We start from the raw sequence: 17812 nt of genomic DNA, 5'->3' as shown, positions 1-17812 counted from the left end.
TTCATCAATTTGATAACCGACTTCGTAAACCACTACTGCGGCTCACACTTCGATTCATACCCTGCACTAATACTTTATATTGCGCCACCAATTCAAACTGCTGTTTAGCTCGGGTGATCCCTGTATAAATGAGCTGGCGGTTTATCCCCTGCTGCGCACGTTGAATTGGTGGTAGTATCATTGCCGTGTAAGCAAACTCCGAGCCTTGCGATTTGTGGATAGTCATTACATACACTCTATCAAAGCTCGGCAATCTGGCAGGATAAAAGCGCCTAACGCTGCCCTGCTCATCAATAAATGATGCCTGTAGCTCACCCTGTTCGTCACGTAAAATGATCCCGATATCGCCGTTAAACAGTTTCAACTGGTAATCGTTTTGAGTGATCATAATGGGCATACCAACGTAAAATCGCCCTGTCGGTTGTACCAATCCCATTTGACTGAGCTTAAGCTCTATTCTGCGATTTAATTCGTTCACACCGTAAGGGCCTTCTCGCACGGCCGCAAGCAATTGATAACTGGCAAACTCGCTATGTATTATGGCCTCACTCTCACCATGATGAATGGCAAGCAGGTATCGCTGGTATTGCTCCGCCGCTCTGGCAATTAAGGCATTGTAGGTTTCACTATTTAATTCATGATGCTGTATATCGCTATAACCTTGCCTCAGCACGCTGTCTAATTGCCGCTTATTATTGCTATTTACGGCAAATGCTAACTGGCCAATTCCACTTCGGCTGTCAAAACGGTGACTTTTTTGTAAAAATGCCAGATTATCTTCCAACATAAAGCCAGCGCTGGTATCACCCGACTTAGGCAGGTTTTGTTTACTCAGCTCAGCTAGCTTTGCTTTCAGTGCCTGACTGTAATGTGGTGCTTGCCCAAGCGTTAAGTTTTCACATAAGTCGCTGAGTACGTTACCGGTATCTACCGATGCGAGCTGATCTTTATCGCCGAGCAAAATAAGCCGTGCATGTTTTGGTAATGCATCCACCAGCTTTGCCATAAGTGATAAGTCTACCATGGATGCTTCGTCAACAATCAGCACATCAACATGCAGCGGGTTATCTTGATTGTGACGATAGTGCACGCTATTAGGAATAACGCCTAACAAGCGATGAATAGTTTGCGCCTGCTCCGGCAGTAAGCCGGCAAGCGCTGGCGGCAGATTTAACCTCGCCTTCGCGCCAATAATTGACTCACTGAGCCTAGCAGCGGCTTTGCCGGTTGGCGCCACTAGCTTGATGGTCAACGGCGCACTGCTATAAAGCGATTGTAAAATCGCAAGCAGTTTTGTGACCGTCGTGGTTTTTCCCGTACCGGGGCCGCCCGTGATGACACAAAATCGCTTAATGATTGCAAGTGTACAAGCTACTTTTTGCCAATCAATGTCTTCTTCACTGGCTGGAAAAAACGATGCCAACAGTGCACCCAGTTTTGCTTCGTCCAGCGTTACATTGGCTTTTGCCAACATTTCAAAGTGTCCTGCAAGCCTTGCTTCATAATTTGCTAATCTCGCCAAGTAGAGCTTATTAGCGTATAACCGAAGTGGCTTATCTTCACCGATTGCAGGATGCTGTGCGAGCGCGCTAACGGCTATACCTGTGCTTGAAAATGGCGACAACTCTACAGCTCCATCCGCAACCGCGTAGCTGAGCTCAAACGGATCCTGATAATTAATATTGTCTAACTCTAAACAACTATGCTGACGTCCATGAGCGATTAATAATAGTAAAAATACATAGAAGTGATCGTCGTAGCCTTGCTGATTCAACAACTTGGCTAGCGCGATATCGGCTTTTCCGACTCGTTTGTGTTCAAGCAATAGCGCTATGAAACCCTGATGATCAAATGCCTCAAAGTCCATACTTAACTGGCTCATACAGACTCCTCAAATAATGCATCTAATTCTAACACCTGCTCTACGCTTAACTGATTGAAGAAAATCCCCTGATTGTCCGGTAATGCGCGTAAGAACAAATAGTAGTTCCCGCCCAAATGCTGCTCAGGGTTATAGTCCACAAGGCGCTGCTTTAACAAGCGGTGAAGTGCCACGGTATAAATCATATACTGTAAATGATACTGATGAGACGACATCGCGGCATTGAGGTTATCGTAGTGATAATCTTCTGGATTATCTCCAAGGTAGTTGGACTTGTAATCGAGCACAAAAAACTGTCCTTGCCACTTGAAGATTAAGTCGATAAACCCTTTCAACATGCCTTTCACATCATCAAAGTTTAAAAACGACTTTTGTCCAGTAATGTCACTGAGGATCTTGTTCAGCTTCACCGCACTGAGTGGTTTCAGTGGTAAATAAAACTCCATTTCAACAATGCAGTCGTTCGGTGGCAACACACCAAGTCGTAAATGAGGATGTGGCGCAAGTGGTGCTGCCAAACAGCTTGTTATCCAGCGCTCTGCAGTCTCTTGCCACTCGGTCGCAATACCAAACTTATCCAAAGATTTAGTGACCGCTTCGGTCAGCGTATACTTATCTTCGTTTTTGGGGGAATGCGACGCGGTAAAATCTATAAGCTCAAAGATTTCGTGCAAACAGCTGCCCGGCTTGGCCCCCTTAGGAAAAGTATAAGAGGTTTTTTCCCGCTCTTGATGTTGCTCAGGTAAGTCCAGTAAATGGTTTTCGTCCACGGCCCCTGCAGGTTTATCACCATGATGCGTGTGATAGCTTAGCTGGCTAAAGCTTGTGGTACGCCAGTGGCGTTCAATCTGACCGGTGAAGGTTTTCGCGGACAAAGAAGCTAGAGGCTTGTCTTCAAACGTCGTTTTTATCGCTTGCTGTGGCGCGGTGATTTCATCTAATCTTACACATTCCATTGCCGCATGTGCTTCACATAACTGGCTTAAAACACTTTGCCAAGCCTCGGCACTGTCGAAAGTTTCCGTGCCAAACAGGGCAAATCCTAAAGCCGTTTTGTGCAGCGCAGACTTTTTACTGCGCCCTTGTTGAATGTCGTAAAGTCCAAGCTCGCAATAATGCACCGCACGCGTCAGCGCAACGTAAAGTAAGCGAATATCCTCAGCTAGTCGTTCTTGCTCTGCTTTTTCTTTGGCGTCATCACTGGCTTCAAGGTCGACAACTAACTTATCCCCTTGGTGATAAACTAACGTATCAGGCTCACGAAACCCAAGCGCAAATGGCATAAAGACAATCGGATACTCCAAACCTTTTGATGCGTGCATGGTCACAATTTTTACCAAATTGGCATCGCTCTCCAAGCGAATTTGGCTGCTGTCACTCTGGGCGTTATTTAGCTGCGATAAAAACCAACGTAACACACGACCCGTGCCATCAAGCTCTAATTGCTTATGCTGTAAAAGCTCAGCTAAATGACGGAAGTCAGTAAGCCAACGCTCCACTTCCATCCCCTTCTGTTGCCAAATCACTGGCAGCTCACAAGTTATCAATAAGTGTTCCAGCATCGCCATCGCACCAGAGCGATACCACAGCTGTGTTAACTCACTAAATAACTGTAAATAACCTTGCCACTGCTGCTCATTAAACTGCAAGTCGTATAGCGCTTGGTTGCTTAAATAAAATAATGGTCCCGCAAGCACGCCTCTGAGCGCCGCTTCGTCGTAACTCCCGTGCAGTACATCAAGCAATTGATACAACGCAATTGCTAACGGCTGCCTAAATACACTATCTCTGGCAAGGTACACACTGGCAATATCGAGTTGATTTAAGGCTCGTTTGATCAAGCTCGCTTCTATGCGGTCACGAACTAAAACACAGATATCCGCTGGCACAACCGGGTTTTCGCCAATCTTCGCAACCCCCGACTGCCCTTGCTCGATAAGCGCTGCAACTCGACCAGCGAACGCCTGACTTAGCCGCGCTTGCGCGGCGCTTTTGTTAAGCGCTTCATCCTCATTTGGTAATACACTAAAGCGCAGAGCTGACGACTTTTTAGATGCGATAGTAAATTGCGCATCCTCGGCTTTACCTTGCGCGCTCACCTCAATGAAAGGGATATCTTTGTTGTAGATAAAACTATTGGGATGGCGAGTAAATATCGTATTCACTGCAGCAACCACGTCACTATCGGACCGATAATTGGTTGCAAGCGTATACTGCCTGTTTTGCGCAACTCCTTGCTTTGCACCGATATAAGTAAAAATATCCGCTCCGCGAAAGCCGTAAATGGCTTGTTTTGGGTCGCCTATCAAGGTTAATGCCGTATTTTCCTTTGCATAAACTCGGCTGAAGATCCCATATTGAATAGGATCGGTATCCTGAAACTCATCTATCATGGCAACTGGATATTGCAGTGCAATTTTTTCGGCTAAGCGCTCACCACTATCGCCCATAAGCGCTTGATACAGCTGCTTAAGTAAATCGTCGGGAGAGATCAAGCCATATTCTTCTTTATGGGCGTGAAGCAAAGCCCTTACCTCGGTCACCGCTTGTTGCACCAGCGCGATTTTAAGCCCACTCCCGACCAATTGGTGGAGCTCTGCCAAGGTATCAAAGTGACGAATGAGCTCATGCTCCAGCGGCGTTGTATTCTTTTTATATTGAGCAACATCGGCAAGGCTTTCACTGCCCCAAAGTCCAAAGGAATGATTACTACTACCAAACTCAAACCACCACTGCTCACCGTTGACATAATCCTCCAGAGCTTGAAGATTAGCTTTTCGCCCTGGTGCCCGATTGCCTGCCAGCCCTGCGTTTTTCAACACATTGATGTAGTCAGCTTTGACTATTTCGGCCTTTAGCCACAGTGCTAGTGTTTGGTATTTTTCACGTGCGGCAAACACTGCATCTAAGGAAACAGAGGGTTTAATTTCGGCATTTTCTCTTGCTAATAAGGGTCTAACTTGCTTCGCCAGTGCATAAGGTGTAGCAAATTGCTCTATCACAGCCTGTGTTTTTTCTGTGTCTAGCGGATAGACAAAACGTCGCCAATGATCTGCCATCGCGGCGTCAATCAAGTCGCTCTCATCGAGAATAAATTCGAGGTTAAATGCCACCTTAGACTCAAAAGCGTGTTGCTTCAGCATTCTTTGACAAAAGCCGTGAATGGTGAATATCGCGGCCTCATCCATTGACTTAGCAGCTGCATCAAGGAGATCAAAGGCACGCTTTTTATCTTCAACTTGCGCCAAAATCGCATTGATCAGTTCATCTTTACAGACTTCACCTAGTAGCACGTCGCGAGCTTGAATAATACGTTTTCTCACTCGGTCTTTGATCTCTTGTGTTGCCGCTTCTGTGAAAGTTACCACTAAGATTTGTTCAACGCTTAACGGCTCATGTTGCTTATCAGAAGTACGCAAACCGAGTAAATAACGCAGATATAAACCGGTGATGGTGTAAGTTTTCCCCGTACCTGCACTGGCTTCAATTAGGTTTTGGCCACTTAGAGGCATAGTAATGGGATTAAGCATCTCCATGGCGTACCTCCTCGGCGGCATCAAGAATAGGTGTTAACAAAGTAAGGCTAAGTGCACAAAAACGCGCTTCATGAGCTGACAAATCGCTAAAGCATAGTTGAACATAGGGATCTTCCCCTTCTCCTCTACCAACATATTGCGGCTTAAATTTATTTACCGCCTTTTTAATATCCTGTGTCTTGGCGTATTCCATGCTAGAACTTGGAAAAAATGCCACAGGTTCACTCAGCGCTTGCTTATAAAAAGCCAGCCACTGCTCCAAATATTGCTGTGCTTGCGGCTTTGAAATAGCGGCAAAGTGCACGCTTTGATCTAGTCCAACAATATAAGTAGTGACTTCATGCCCCATTACACAGGCCGCGCAATGATGTAAAAACCCTTTAATCAAATCTTTGGCTTTAATACTAGCGCTACGGTAATACACTTGCCTGTTGTCATACACACAATCAAGCCAGCCGACCAGTATATGCCCTGCAACACCAAGTTTTAGCTCTAGAGGTTCCTTTGGTTCATTAAGCAACGGGGTCAATACGTTAACCATAGGTTCAACGCGGCTGAGCATCCCCTCTAGCTGTAGTTTGCCAATATTTGCTTGAGGCAGCGAGCCTCTTTGTAATATCTGTTCAAGATTTAAGGGCTGTTGTTGTAGCTGAGCATCCAGCACTTCATCTAAATATTGATAGCGCTCCAATGCATCTAATGCAAAAGGCTCTTCATCAAGTGTTAACGCTTCTATTGGTTTGAGTTTAATGCCCAGCGCTTGCTGATAAAATAACTTTTGCGGCTCACACACGCCGCGCAGCAAATCGCTAAACTCAATTTCTGCGTCTAAAACTGGTGCCAACGGTTTTGTCTCATCAGCTTGCGCCGCTCTATGCTGCCAAAGCCAAGTAAGATTGTAGCTCTGTAGTGAGCCTGCTCTAAAATGTTCGGGATTAAAAGGTTGTAATGGCAGCTGTGAAGTTAATCGAGTAACAAGCGACTGCTTTGGCATATCTTCAAAATAAAAGCTGCGATCTAAATATTCAGTCAATTCGCTGACTAGAACGGACGGCACTTGGGCTTCGTTGTTAAAGCAAGAGCGGCCAATATAACTGATATACAAGTTTTCTCGAGCACTGAGTAACGCTTCTAGAAACAAGTATCTGTCGTCTAGTTTTCGTGAGCGATCGCCTTTACGTCTGGTGGAGTGTGCGACTAAATCAAAACCAATAGGCTGCACGGTACGAGGATAGTCCGCGTCATTTAGGCCAAGCATACACACCACTTTAAATGGAATAGCACGCATCGGCATCAGCGTACAAAAGTTTACCGTTCCGGCTAAAAAGCGCTGCCCAACCCCTTTCTCTCTAACGCCTTGCTTGACCAAATACGCTAATATTTTTGCTGAGACTGGCGCTTGAATATCGCCATTTTCATGGTGTTTTTCGATGTTCTCTATAATCTGCTCAAGCTTAAGTAAATCCCAACTCTGTTCAGACTCTGACGAGTAAAATAGCGCCATGGCTTCACGTAGAATTGCTGCGAAGTTCGTTAAGGTCTTTTCGCTGCTGAGTTGTCGCTTTAACCAAATCAGCGCATCAACAAAGCCGATAAGCTTGTTAAGTACCGCCACCGACATCCCTTCGACTTCATCAGCAGGATAAATAGATGCGAACGGCGTCTGTTCGTCGTTTGTTGCAACCCCTAATAGCAAACGGTTGAGTCCATGCTGCCACGTATTTAATGGTATTTTTGGCAAACCATATTCGCTTTTATGGCTGTCATTTAAGCCCCATTTAACACTGACCTGATCAAGCCAATAGCGAATTAAGTCAAACTCATGGCTTTCAAGGTTAAACTGTTCGGCTATCGGCAAAACGCCCAACAAATCGAGAATATCCGATACACAAAAACGGTTATTGGGTAAGTCTGTTAGTGTCACAAAAGACGTTAAAATAGGCCGCTCTTGCTCGATTGCAAGATCGGAAATCGCATAAGGGATCCTTAGCCTATCTTCACAGCTGTCAAACACTGCTTTAATAAATGGCGAATAGGTGCCCACATCAGGCATCATGACAATAATGTCTTTAGGCGTCAGGCTTGGATTTTGTTCAAACAGATTGAGTAAATAATCATGGAGCCGTTCGACCTCACGCAGTGGTGTGTGGCAATCCTGAAAAACGATACTGGTATCATCGGCCATAATGGGTAATTTGCCCTGCTGCGAAACAAACCAATTTGGATCAGCGGTTAACGACTCTCCTTTAAATGCCAACTGGTAGATCTCTTGCTGCACCTGGCCAAGCAGGCTGTCATCAAACGCGTCATCAAATCCATCTATCCAACTGGCATCAAGCTGCAATAATTGCTCAAAATAGTCACGTCCGAGCTTTCCCCATGAAGAGAGGAGTGGATTGCCAATGTAGTAATACTCGCCGTCTTTCGCTTCAAGTTCTGGCATCTTGGCGTATTTTGCAGCGACTTTAGCTTGAGTCTTCTCATCGACTAAATCTCCCCAGTAGTGTTCACTGGGGTTAAAAAAGAATAAAAATACATTCGTTTTTTGGCCAAGCGCTTGAAAAATATCAAGCTGACTGGTCGATATGGCCGAAAGTCCAAATATACAGATCCGCTCGGGAAGTTTGCCTTCAGGTGCATTGGCCAGCCCTTGCAGTAACTGATCGTGCATGTTGGCACGGTGATACGGACTTTGTTCAAGTGCTTCAACATGGTGGACTAAACGACGCCAGAGATCAGGCTGCCAAGGGGCGATGGCTTCAACATCCACATCTATAAGCGTATCTTGGCCCTGATCCCAAAGTTCAACCCACTGAGGGCGGTACATTAAATATTGGTCAAAAACGTCGGCAATTTTTTCACACAATGCAAAGAGTTTAATTCCTGACGGGTCGTCACCTAAATAGTGCTTAAGCGCAATATATTGAGGCTTATCAATGCAGTCGGGTAATAGCGTAAATAGCTTCCAAGTCATATTGCTTTTATTAAAAGCGGATTCCTTGGGAACATCATCAATGAAATTTTGGTATAGCTTCCAAATGAAGCTAGATGGTAATGGAAAGTCGACCTGTGCACTTATTCCTAAGTGCTGACTCATGCCTAGTTTGAGCCATTCAGACATACCAGGAGATTGTACTAACACCACTTCTTTTGCAAAAGGGTTAGCGAGCGGTGCTGATTTTATGAGTGTGCAGAGTTGCGCCTGCAAGATTTCCATTCGATTCGATTGGATGATGTGTAACATGTTGTCTGCCATGCAGTTTAACGCTGTGTTAAGTGTATCTGAATCTTCCTATAAGCGGTAGTTATTGAGGTTAATGCGAGTGCGCTTGAATAGAAAAGCGACAACCGTCGCTTCTCAGATAAACTGTTAGAACAAATCTATATCAGAGCTCTCTTCCGGCGCTTCAATTTTATGCTCAGACAGCAACTCTTCGTAAAAACAAAGCATATCGCGACCGTTATCTTTGGCGTAATAAAGTGCCTTGTCGGCATTTTCAAGCACAGTAATGGGGAAATCATATGGGCTTATGCGAGACATTCCGACACTGACGGTAAGCTTTTTTACGAATGGAAAGTGGGTATTTCGTACCAACTCCATAAACTCGTCCATCTTAGCTTTTATCGAGTCGTAATCGGTTGGCTCAAAGACCAGTACAAATTCTTCACCACCGAAGCGAAATAATAAGTCTGTGGAACGAAAAAACTGGCGCATACGCTGTGCTAATAACAGTAAAACCTCATCTCCGCACACATGTCCGTAGTTATCGTTTACTTTTTTGAAGTGGTCGATATCCATGATTGCAAGCCATGAGGTTGCGCCTTTATGCACCGAGCGCACATCACCATGCCATACCGTTTTATGCTGTTTGATAACTTGTTTTTCAATCAGTTGTTTTAAGCGCTTTTCAAAGGTTTGACGGTTCAGTAATCCGGTGAGTTTATCGCGCTCGTTTTCGTGAAGAATGGTGAGATAATTTTCAAAAATGCGGCAAAATGCATTAAGTAGTACTTGATCTGCACTAGACATACCAGTGCTTACAACTGCGATAGCACCAACTGGCTTTTCCTGAAGGCTGATTGGCACCCAACGGTGCTCTGTGCCATCTTTCGCTTGTACCGTAATGATACAGGCTGACTGCAAGCAAGAAATTAATTCCTTATCCGGTTCTTTAACTAGGCTTCGCTCTTCCCAATCAAATTCCTTATCGGACAGTTTTCTTAAGAGTAGGCTTCTCTCTATCGCGATCTCTCCGGGAACGAGCAGGTCCTTATAAACAGCGACCTCTTTACAGCCTATGAACTCTTGAATAGTAGACACTAAGCTGTATTCGAGAGAATCAACGTCTCTCGTTTTTGTTATTTTGATAACGGAATTTAGTAAATCTTCTTGCATGTCCGACGCACTCACAACTGCATTGCTGGCATATTATTACACACTTAGCGAACAAATAAACTCCAAAGTACTCCTTTATTCCTATCAATGTTAAAAAATAAGCTACAATCCAGTTGATTATTAATTAGCAAATACTTGAGGGTTAAACACTTAACTGCTCTCAAGCTTAATTGATAAAGATGACAACTTTTGCATCAAAAGTTTTCGCTTTACCACTGACGCCTACTTTAAGCTTATGCAATGTACAAAAAAATGCCAAACTTAAGTGTTTGGCATCCCACTAAATCCATACTTATGGATTGGTTTTAGTCTAATGTTGCAAGCATAGACTCATCGTACTCTTTCACGGCTTGACCGGCTTTCACCTTCTCCACATAATCAGGATTGGCAATGAACGGCCTACCAATCGCCAATAAGTCAAATTTTTGGTTTTGGATAGCCTCAGCACCTGATTCAGCTGTATAGCTCCCCACACCTACCAACGTTCCTTTATAAATGCTACGCAAGTAAGCTGAAGCACTGCCGCCCAAATACTCAAACTCCATCGCGTCATCAAAGATACCCACGTGCAGATAGGCTAAGTTGCGACTGTTTAATGCCGAGATTAAGACATCAAATACCGCTCTGTCTCTTTGGTCACCATCCATATTGAAGTAAGCACCGGGTGACACTCTTAGACCCACTCTGTCGGCACCAATACGATCGGCGACAGCATCGGTGACTTCCAATGCAAATCGACTCATATTTTCTGGTGTTTGACCATATTCATCGGTACGCTGATTCGCAGCGTAATGTAAAAACTGGTCAATTAAATAACCATTGGCACCGTGTATTTCAACTCCATCAAAACCTGCCTCAATAGCGTTTACTGCTGCTTGGGCATAATCGGCAACAAGTTGTGTGATTTCTTCCTGAGTTACTGCTTTAGGGGTTTGATAGGTGAGTTCACGCATTCTTGGAACCGTACCCTCAACTCCAATAGCCGACGGTGCTAAGACTTCTCCGTCAAAAAAATACGGGTGCGCAACACGCCCAACATGCCACAACTGCGCAAACATTTTGCCACCTTCAGCGTGTACAGCATCTGTTACTTTTTTCCACCCTGTAATTTGTGCCTGTGTAAACAAACCAGGGGTATTCGGGTAGCCTTGCCCATCAGGGCGAATAATCGTCGCTTCACTAATGATTAATCCTGCTTTGGCTCGCTTAGCGTAGTATTTCACCATGTCATCGGTAGGCACTAGATCGTCGTCTGCCATACAGCGCGTCAATGGCGCCATCAAGATGCGATTATTGAGTGATATCGTGTTATTTAGCTTAACATTTTCAAAAAGTACCTGTGGCATGCGTGTCTCTCCATATTTGAATATACATTCAAGATAGGGATTCTTGAATCATTATTCAAGTTAAACCTTTACATTTTTTTCATTGTTATCAAAAATAGGGGTGAAGTATTGGTATAATGGCGACGTTTAAACACATTTGGTGCACTTAGGAAGTCGATGAGAACAGCAGAGTTTGATAGAGAAACCGTACTGAGAAATGCCATGCAAGCATTTATGACTTATGGCTACAACAAAACCAGTATGCCCAAACTGACCGAAGTAACCGGACTCCATCCGGGTTCTATCTACTGTGCGTTCAAAAATAAAAAAGGTTTGCTATTAGCCGCCATAGATCAATATCAAGCAGACCGACGAGTGCATTATCAAAAGCTATTCGAAAACAGCACCAGTCTTCGCTGTGCACTTGAGCGATTCTTACAAGATCTTGTCGGTGAGTGTTTAGGCGACGAGTCAAAGAAAGTGTGTTTGCTCACCAAAACGCTTAATGAAATTGGCGAGCAGGATGCGGAAATTCAAGCGGCACTCAGCGCTAACTTGCACCAATTTGAATCACTGATCAGGCAACAGTTTTTGATAGCTTGGCCCGATAGTGAAGCATTAAGTGAAGATGAAGCCACAAAGAGGGCCCGTTTCTTTATTATGTCTGTATATGGTATTCGAACTTATGCAGCGACGCAGTGCGATAGCTCACACCTAAATGCACTGGCAGATAGGTTATTGGAAGTCTCAGTTTAAAGCCGAGGGCTTTGCGCTTGGCTAAATTGCTGTTTAAACATATCGTGTAAACTCTTGTCTATGTATTCTAGATGCCAGTTAATAAAGCGCTCGTCCACCGTCAAGCCCGCCAAGACAGAATTAACCGCCGCTAAAAACCCGCGTGTAACGGGTGTATCCCGACAAGCAATATGCCCCGTAATAAATGGAGCAAAACCACTAACCGCAATTGGTACGGGTTTTTCTGATGCATCTTTCGCGTGGTATGCAATAACCGAGGGATATTCAAGCAGCAACTCAAAACGCTTGCTCATCAACATAGAATACATTTGTGCTTCGTTTTCGCTGCCTTCTTTCACGTAGAGCTGATCTGGCGGCGTCTGCTGTATCATGGCATCGGCAATATCACCATATGAGCGCTCTTTTTCTACGCCCAACAACCATTTGGGATGACTCGTTAACAATGTCTCTAGGTTTTGCTCGGTTTGTGTAGACAACAATTGCACTGAGGGTGCAGCAAAAACTTGTAACCCCAAAAAATAAGTGGTCGGCTCAGAAAATAGCAATGTTTTACTGCGCGCTTTATTCACAACTAAGTTTCTAACGCACTCCCCTTCACCTCCTGCAATATTTTTAAGCGCACGGTCAACACTGGCATCAGACAGTATAATCTCAAACTGAGTTAATTGGCTTTGCAGATAGGAAAATACACGGCTTTCGGTTTGAACACCCTGAGAAGGGTTATTGTAAATTGTGATTGCTTGCGGCTGGGGCTGAGCGATTGAATAGCTGCAACAAAATAACAAACCCATTAGTATACCAATTCTATTCATTGATACATCCTTTTATTTCCCGTTGAAACGTGCCACAAGCCGTTTGACATATAATGCAGAGTATACAACGAGAACAAGCCCAAGATAAATGAATCACCGAAATTGATATCTACGGATACTTTTCACACAACACTGTTACTTTCGATACTTTTCATAGAAAGAGTCAATTGAGTATTCAAAGAGCGCTTTAATATGATTTTTAGCCTCTGGAATTGAGACAAGCTCAAAATCGACGGAAACAGATTTACCACCAAAGATGCCAAAAGTATTAGGCTTAGACACAACATCCAAAGCCAGTAATCCGCGGTTATTTTCTATTGGTGTCAATTGGTAAGAGGCGCACTTACCGCCTTCGTCGCCAAGTATAAAAAAGAACCCGCCCCCTTCACCAAACTCCTCGAACAATTCCAATTCTTTGTCCCAAGGGTAATGATCAATTACATTCCAAGCCTCACGATAAGATTGTAATTCTTTTTCATAATTGATGAGCTCAGTGCCACCGTCACGATGTTGGTAATAGACCTTAACTCGCCTCATTAAACTTTCCTTATCTTCTAACATCACATTTTTTGAGAATTTGCTGCCGTAGAAAAACCTTCAGCAACTTAGTTGACATACTCTACATTTGCGCCGCAAATACGTCATGTATTTTCTCTAGCGTTGGCTGGTTGAACTCACCGTTATGATAGTTTTCGACATATTCAATAAAGGCGCTTGGTGTCGTAGGAATAGCTGACAGAAGCCAGCTCATACCGTCATCTTCACCATTATTAAACTCTACTGCTCCTTGAGACCAAGTTGCTTCATTATCAAGTCGCCAAATGCAAAACGTGACCTCTTCTATTTCGAAAGCCTCGTCATTCAATACTTCCAACAGCTCTGTTGGCGCTCCCTCGTACATCCTCGGCCATACACCGTACTCTTCTTGAGCATGAGGGCTAACTCCCGATCCATGATCGAACCCCTTGATAAGGATCGACTCGTCTTTTATCACGATAACAATATTGTCGCCGCCCCCATTTTCATAAGTCGCGATATCAATACCAGAAACCCAATTTTCGGTATAAGTAAAACAGCGCAAATACTCATCATCTGAGATTTCAATATCTAATGCCGCACTGGCCTTTAGAGCCAACTTTAATTCCTTATTTGATATTTTGTTGAGTTCCATCTTTTTTCTCTATGTTGGAGGTGAGTTATTATGTATTTTTGCACTTTCTAAGGTCTAAATTATGGTGAGTGTCGCTGCTTTTTTGACTTTCAGAGTCAACTTCCGGAGCAGCTTAATTATGCTACTATCTGGAGACGAACAGGAAGAAAAGTGTTTCTTTCTACTATTTTACCAATGAATTCTTACTTAACCCTTCATATAAGAAAGGACGGACTCATCACAGGGACAGACAATATGGATATATCAAATACCCAATGGCATGCTAAAACCAAAGCTTCGCCTGCTAAGTCATATCGTTCGAATACGGATACCAACCAGAACAATGCACGCAATACACAGGTGTCTGTTTCTTCATTGGCTGTGAAACTAAAAGAAGCACAACAGGCAATTGACGCAGCTCGTTTAAATCAGCAATCATTTCCACAGAATAAAAACGTTTTAACGTGGCAAGCTCAGAACAATCAAGAAGAGGTTAATTCGGCTAAGTGGGAGTTTGAGCAACTGTCCAAACCTCAACTGGAGACTATCGCCATGGATCCCAGTAATACCTTTTCAAAAGCAGAGAAGGCTGCTGCTTACGAAAAGTGGCATGCACTTGATCAACGAGCGTTGTCTGAGCTGAAGCGGAACGCCCTCAATGATGATAATGCAATGACATCATTTGAAGCTGCGCTATACACACATAGCCAGACATTCTCAGAACTCGGTAAAGCTATGCTCCCTGATGATTATCTTTCGCAAGCACAGTCACACTTCGAGTCAGCGCTCCAAGACATGAACTTATCAGCGCATACAATGAGCAATCAAGCTGAGCATTACTATAGCCTAATGGTTACAGATCTGTTTGCTGGTAATGAACCTAAAGTGCACAATGGCGCTGAAGGGATGTCTTCACATAACTTAGAACGCAGCAACTATGACTTCTTGACTCATAAAGACAGATTTATGCTGGCTGATATGTATGAATATGCAGAGAAAAGTGGCATAGATTTCAATTATATTCAAAAACTTGCTAGTGACATAGGAAACTACCGACGACATGATGACGGCAAATTACTAAATAATTTCAACGAGGGGCATTTTAATACCGAAGGCCAAAAGCTCACTGCCGGATTTACGAAAAGAGATCAAGCCTCTATAGATCGCCTAATGAATAATGGTGCACTATCTTCCAGTACTCTGGACGCAGGCTTTGTATCTTTTATCACAGACCCAGGCCTTGGCGCACTCTCTCACCAAGGAAGCTACCAGTTTCTGGCACATATAGCAGAGGTAACTGCCGGTATTGCGACCAGTGACTCAGCAACGCAATTTAAAAAGTTCACCGCGCTAAATAGCATCGACGAGCGCTATGTCATTACCCAATCTGAAGAACGTATTTCCCTTCCAGAACCAGATGTGGCATGCAAAAACGGTGTCTGTGAGGTAACCGAAAAAGGACGTAAAAATGGTGTAACGCTGGCGCAAAACACTCAAACGTTAGCACCGCCTATTGAGTTCAAGCCAGCTCAATTTGATACCCTACTCCACCTACAAACCGACCCCGATACTCAGAAATCAGTCTGGTTCGAATGGCTTTTAGAAAAGTAATTTTTAAACTTAAAGTGGGCGTTTCGTATTTTTGTAAATAAGATAGCCAAACTCGCTCAACCTCATGTTTGTTTAGCTTTATATCGCTGAGACATTTAAGTCGAGATAAATCACGGGTACTGAACTCAAATTCGTACGACTATGCCGTTTGCGGCTCCAGCCGATAATCTAAAGCTAAATTGCACAAACAAAGATATTTTTAAATAGAAATGACGTAAACCAGAATGGTTTTTTAAGATGCGCTGTATTGAGGAAATAAAAACGAAGTTTAGGGTTTTCATAGCCCCAAATTGTCCCCAAAAGTACGAGCAGCTTTTAGTAGGTGATTGATTTGAATAAAGAAGGAATGGCGGAGAGAGAGGGAGTCGAACCCTCGATACGCTATAAACGTATACACGAGTTCCAGTCGTGCGCCTTAAGCCACTCAGCCATCTCTCCGCACTGAATTGCGGGGCTAATACTATGAAAAGCCTCGCACTTTATCAAGCAGTTTTTTGCTTTTAGGATCTATTTGTCTATTAATCCTACTATTTCTGCAAGGATGCAGAAAAATCTAGCATGCGATTTAGCGAACGTAGTGCGCCTTCACGCAATTCCATATCAACGAAGACTTCTTTGCCTTGTGGGCTGATAAGCGCTTCTTCAATTGCCTGTAGGCCGTTCATTGCCATCCAAGGGCAATGGGCACAGCTACGACATGTCGCGCCTTCACCAGCGGTTGGTGCTTCGAAGAACTCTTTCTCAGGGCAAAGTTGCTGCATTTTGTAGAAGATACCGCGATCGGTAGCAACGATAAACTTCTGATTATCCATTTCTTGCGCAGCTTTAATTAACTGACTCGTTGAACCTACCGCATCCGCTAAGTCTACGATTTCCGCAGGAGACTCAGGGTGAACCAGTACCGCAGCGTCAGGATGTAGCTGCTTCATGTCTTTAAGGGCTTTGGTTTTAAATTCATCATGGACGATACACGCACCGTTCCACATGATCATATCGGCACCCGTTTTCTTTTGGATATAAGAACCTAAGTGCTTATCCGGACCCCAGATGATTTTTTCGCCTTGCTCATCAAGGTGCTCAACAATCTCAAGCGCGCAAGAAGAGGTGACAATCCAATCCGCTCTTGCTTTTACCGCAGTTGAGGTATTGGCGTATACCACCACTTTTCTGTCTGGGTGTTGATCGCAAAACGCAGAGAACTCGTCGATAGGGCAACCGACGTCCAACGAGCAAGTTGCTTCGAGTGTTGGCATCACAACAGTTTTGTGCGGTGTTAATATTTTTGCCGTTTCGCCCATAAAGCGCACGCCGGCGACGATGATCATGTCTTTGTCTTCTTGCTTAGCGCCAAACCGTGCCATTTCTAATGAATCAGCAACACAGCCGCCAGTTTCTTCAGCAAGTGCTTGGATCTCAGGATCAGTATAATAATGGGCAACCAGTACCGCATTTTTTTCAACTAATAGCGCTTTGATACGCGCTTTATACTCTGCTTTTTCTTCAACGGTAAGAGGGGCAGGTTTTGGAGGGAAGATATAATCTTCCGGCATAATACGTTCAGCTAGACTCATTTCTCGACCACTAGTCCACATTGCATAATTAGGTAGAATTATACGAAAAATACAGGGGTAATCCTAGCGAATGTTTAGCTCAAAATGGCGAGTTTAAGAAAGTATTTTGAATAATATATGAAGAATAAGAGGATGGTGGGTCATGATGGACTTGAACCATCGACCAATGGATTAAAAGTCCACTGCTCTACCAACTGAGCTAATGACCCGCTCAAAAATTAAAAGTGCCATTAATTCATCCTGAAGAGGTGCTCCGACTCGTCGTCCTGACTCGCGTTCAAAAAGCTGCGAAGCCTTGCTTCGTTCTTTTTTCACCCAACTGAGCTAATGACCCGCTCAAAATTGAATTCGTATGCTTGTAAGTGGTGGGTCATGATGGACTCGAACCATCGACCAATGGATTAAAAGTCCACTGCTCTACCAACTGAGCTAATGACCCGCTCAAGCATTAAAAGTGCCATTAATTCGTCCTGAAGAGGTGTTCCGGCTCGTCGTCCTGACTCGCGTTCAAAAAGCTGCGAAGCCTTGCTTCGGTCTTTTTTCACCCAACTGAGCTAATGACCCGCTCATAATTGAATTCGTATGCTTTTAAGTGGTGGGTCATGATGGACTCGAACCATCGACCAATGGATTAAAAGTCCACTGCTCTACCAACTGAGCTAATGACCCGCTCAAAATCGAATTCGCAAGCTTATAAGTGGTGGGTCATGATGGACTCGAACCATCGACCAATGGATTAAAAGTCCACTGCTCTACCAACTGAGCTAATGACC

11 protein-coding genes and 4 tRNA genes are annotated in these 17812 nt (G+C 44.1%); 2 read left to right on the top strand and 13 right to left on the bottom strand.

Annotation, left to right across the window (positions count from 1 at the left end; genetic code table 11):
* Window positions 1–4: 4 nt before the first annotated feature.
* The 5 genes from recD to NO992_RS13880 form a co-directional block, all read right to left on the bottom strand.
* Window positions 5–1882 carry an exodeoxyribonuclease V subunit alpha gene (recD, locus tag NO992_RS13900; protein WP_371378065.1) on the bottom strand — a complete coding sequence of 626 codons (1878 nt, stop codon included), beginning with the start codon at window positions 1880–1882 and terminating at the stop codon, window positions 5–7.
* Window positions 1879–5418, bottom strand: a complete 3540-nt coding sequence (gene recB, locus NO992_RS13895; RefSeq protein ID WP_371378062.1) for an exodeoxyribonuclease V subunit beta — start codon at window positions 5416–5418, stop codon at window positions 1879–1881. The genes recD and recB overlap by 4 nt, the downstream gene beginning before the upstream one ends.
* A complete protein-coding gene (gene recC / locus NO992_RS13890; protein ID WP_371378059.1) occupies window positions 5405–8662 on the bottom strand; it encodes an exodeoxyribonuclease V subunit gamma in 3258 nt (1085 codons plus the stop codon). The genes recB and recC overlap by 14 nt, the downstream gene beginning before the upstream one ends.
* Window positions 8663–8788: 126 nt before the next feature.
* A complete protein-coding gene (locus tag NO992_RS13885) occupies window positions 8789–9814 on the bottom strand; it encodes a GGDEF domain-containing protein (protein WP_017215981.1) in 1026 nt (341 codons plus the stop codon).
* Between the two features lie 305 nt (window positions 9815–10119).
* Entirely contained in the window at window positions 10120–11160 is a 1041-nt protein-coding gene (locus NO992_RS13880) for an alkene reductase (RefSeq protein WP_371378056.1), read from the bottom strand.
* 156 nt (window positions 11161–11316) lie between these two features.
* Here NO992_RS13880 and NO992_RS13875 point away from each other — a divergent pair, with 156 nt between their 5' ends.
* On the top strand, window positions 11317–11895 hold the full coding sequence (locus NO992_RS13875; protein ID WP_045990613.1) for a TetR/AcrR family transcriptional regulator: 579 nt from the start codon (window positions 11317–11319) through the stop codon (window positions 11893–11895).
* Here NO992_RS13875 and NO992_RS13870 read toward each other — a convergent pair.
* The 3 genes from NO992_RS13870 to NO992_RS13860 form a co-directional block, all read right to left on the bottom strand.
* On the bottom strand, window positions 11892–12707 hold the full coding sequence (locus tag NO992_RS13870) for a hypothetical protein (protein WP_371378053.1): 816 nt from the start codon (window positions 12705–12707) through the stop codon (window positions 11892–11894). The genes NO992_RS13875 and NO992_RS13870 overlap by 4 nt on opposite strands.
* Before the next feature lie 135 nt (window positions 12708–12842).
* On the bottom strand, window positions 12843–13244 hold the full coding sequence (locus NO992_RS13865) for a hypothetical protein (protein ID WP_371378050.1): 402 nt from the start codon (window positions 13242–13244) through the stop codon (window positions 12843–12845).
* A gap of 82 nt (window positions 13245–13326) precedes the next feature.
* A complete protein-coding gene (locus tag NO992_RS13860; protein WP_371378047.1) occupies window positions 13327–13842 on the bottom strand; it encodes a hypothetical protein in 516 nt (171 codons plus the stop codon).
* A gap of 270 nt (window positions 13843–14112) precedes the next feature.
* Here NO992_RS13860 and NO992_RS13855 point away from each other — a divergent pair, with 270 nt between their 5' ends.
* Entirely contained in the window at window positions 14113–15468 is a 1356-nt protein-coding gene (locus NO992_RS13855) for a hypothetical protein (protein ID WP_371378044.1), read from the top strand.
* 347 nt (window positions 15469–15815) lie between these two features.
* On the opposite strand, the gene NO992_RS13850 is transcribed toward NO992_RS13855, so the two are convergent.
* The 5 genes from NO992_RS13850 to NO992_RS13830 all read right to left on the bottom strand — a co-directional run bounded on the left by NO992_RS13850 (window position 15816) and on the right by NO992_RS13830 (window position 17708).
* Window positions 15816–15906 (bottom strand) — tRNA-Ser (locus tag NO992_RS13850).
* A gap of 89 nt (window positions 15907–15995) precedes the next feature.
* Window positions 15996–17039 carry a quinolinate synthase NadA gene (nadA, locus tag NO992_RS13845; RefSeq protein WP_026000839.1) on the bottom strand — a complete coding sequence of 348 codons (1044 nt, stop codon included), beginning with the start codon at window positions 17037–17039 and terminating at the stop codon, window positions 15996–15998.
* A 133-nt stretch (window positions 17040–17172) separates the two neighbouring features.
* A tRNA-Lys gene (locus tag NO992_RS13840) sits at window positions 17173–17248 on the bottom strand.
* 154 nt (window positions 17249–17402) lie between these two features.
* Window positions 17403–17478, bottom strand: a tRNA-Lys gene (locus NO992_RS13835).
* A 154-nt stretch (window positions 17479–17632) separates the two neighbouring features.
* Window positions 17633–17708, bottom strand: a tRNA-Lys gene (locus NO992_RS13830).
* Window positions 17709–17812: the final 104 nt, after the last annotated feature.

Source organism: Pseudoalteromonas sp. DY56-GL79, from assembly GCF_041414765.1.
GTDB lineage: Bacteria > Pseudomonadota > Gammaproteobacteria > Enterobacterales > Alteromonadaceae > Pseudoalteromonas > Pseudoalteromonas piscicida.
The sequence above is the reverse complement of the archived record's forward strand: the minus strand, read 5'-3'. Positions and strand labels throughout refer to the sequence as shown.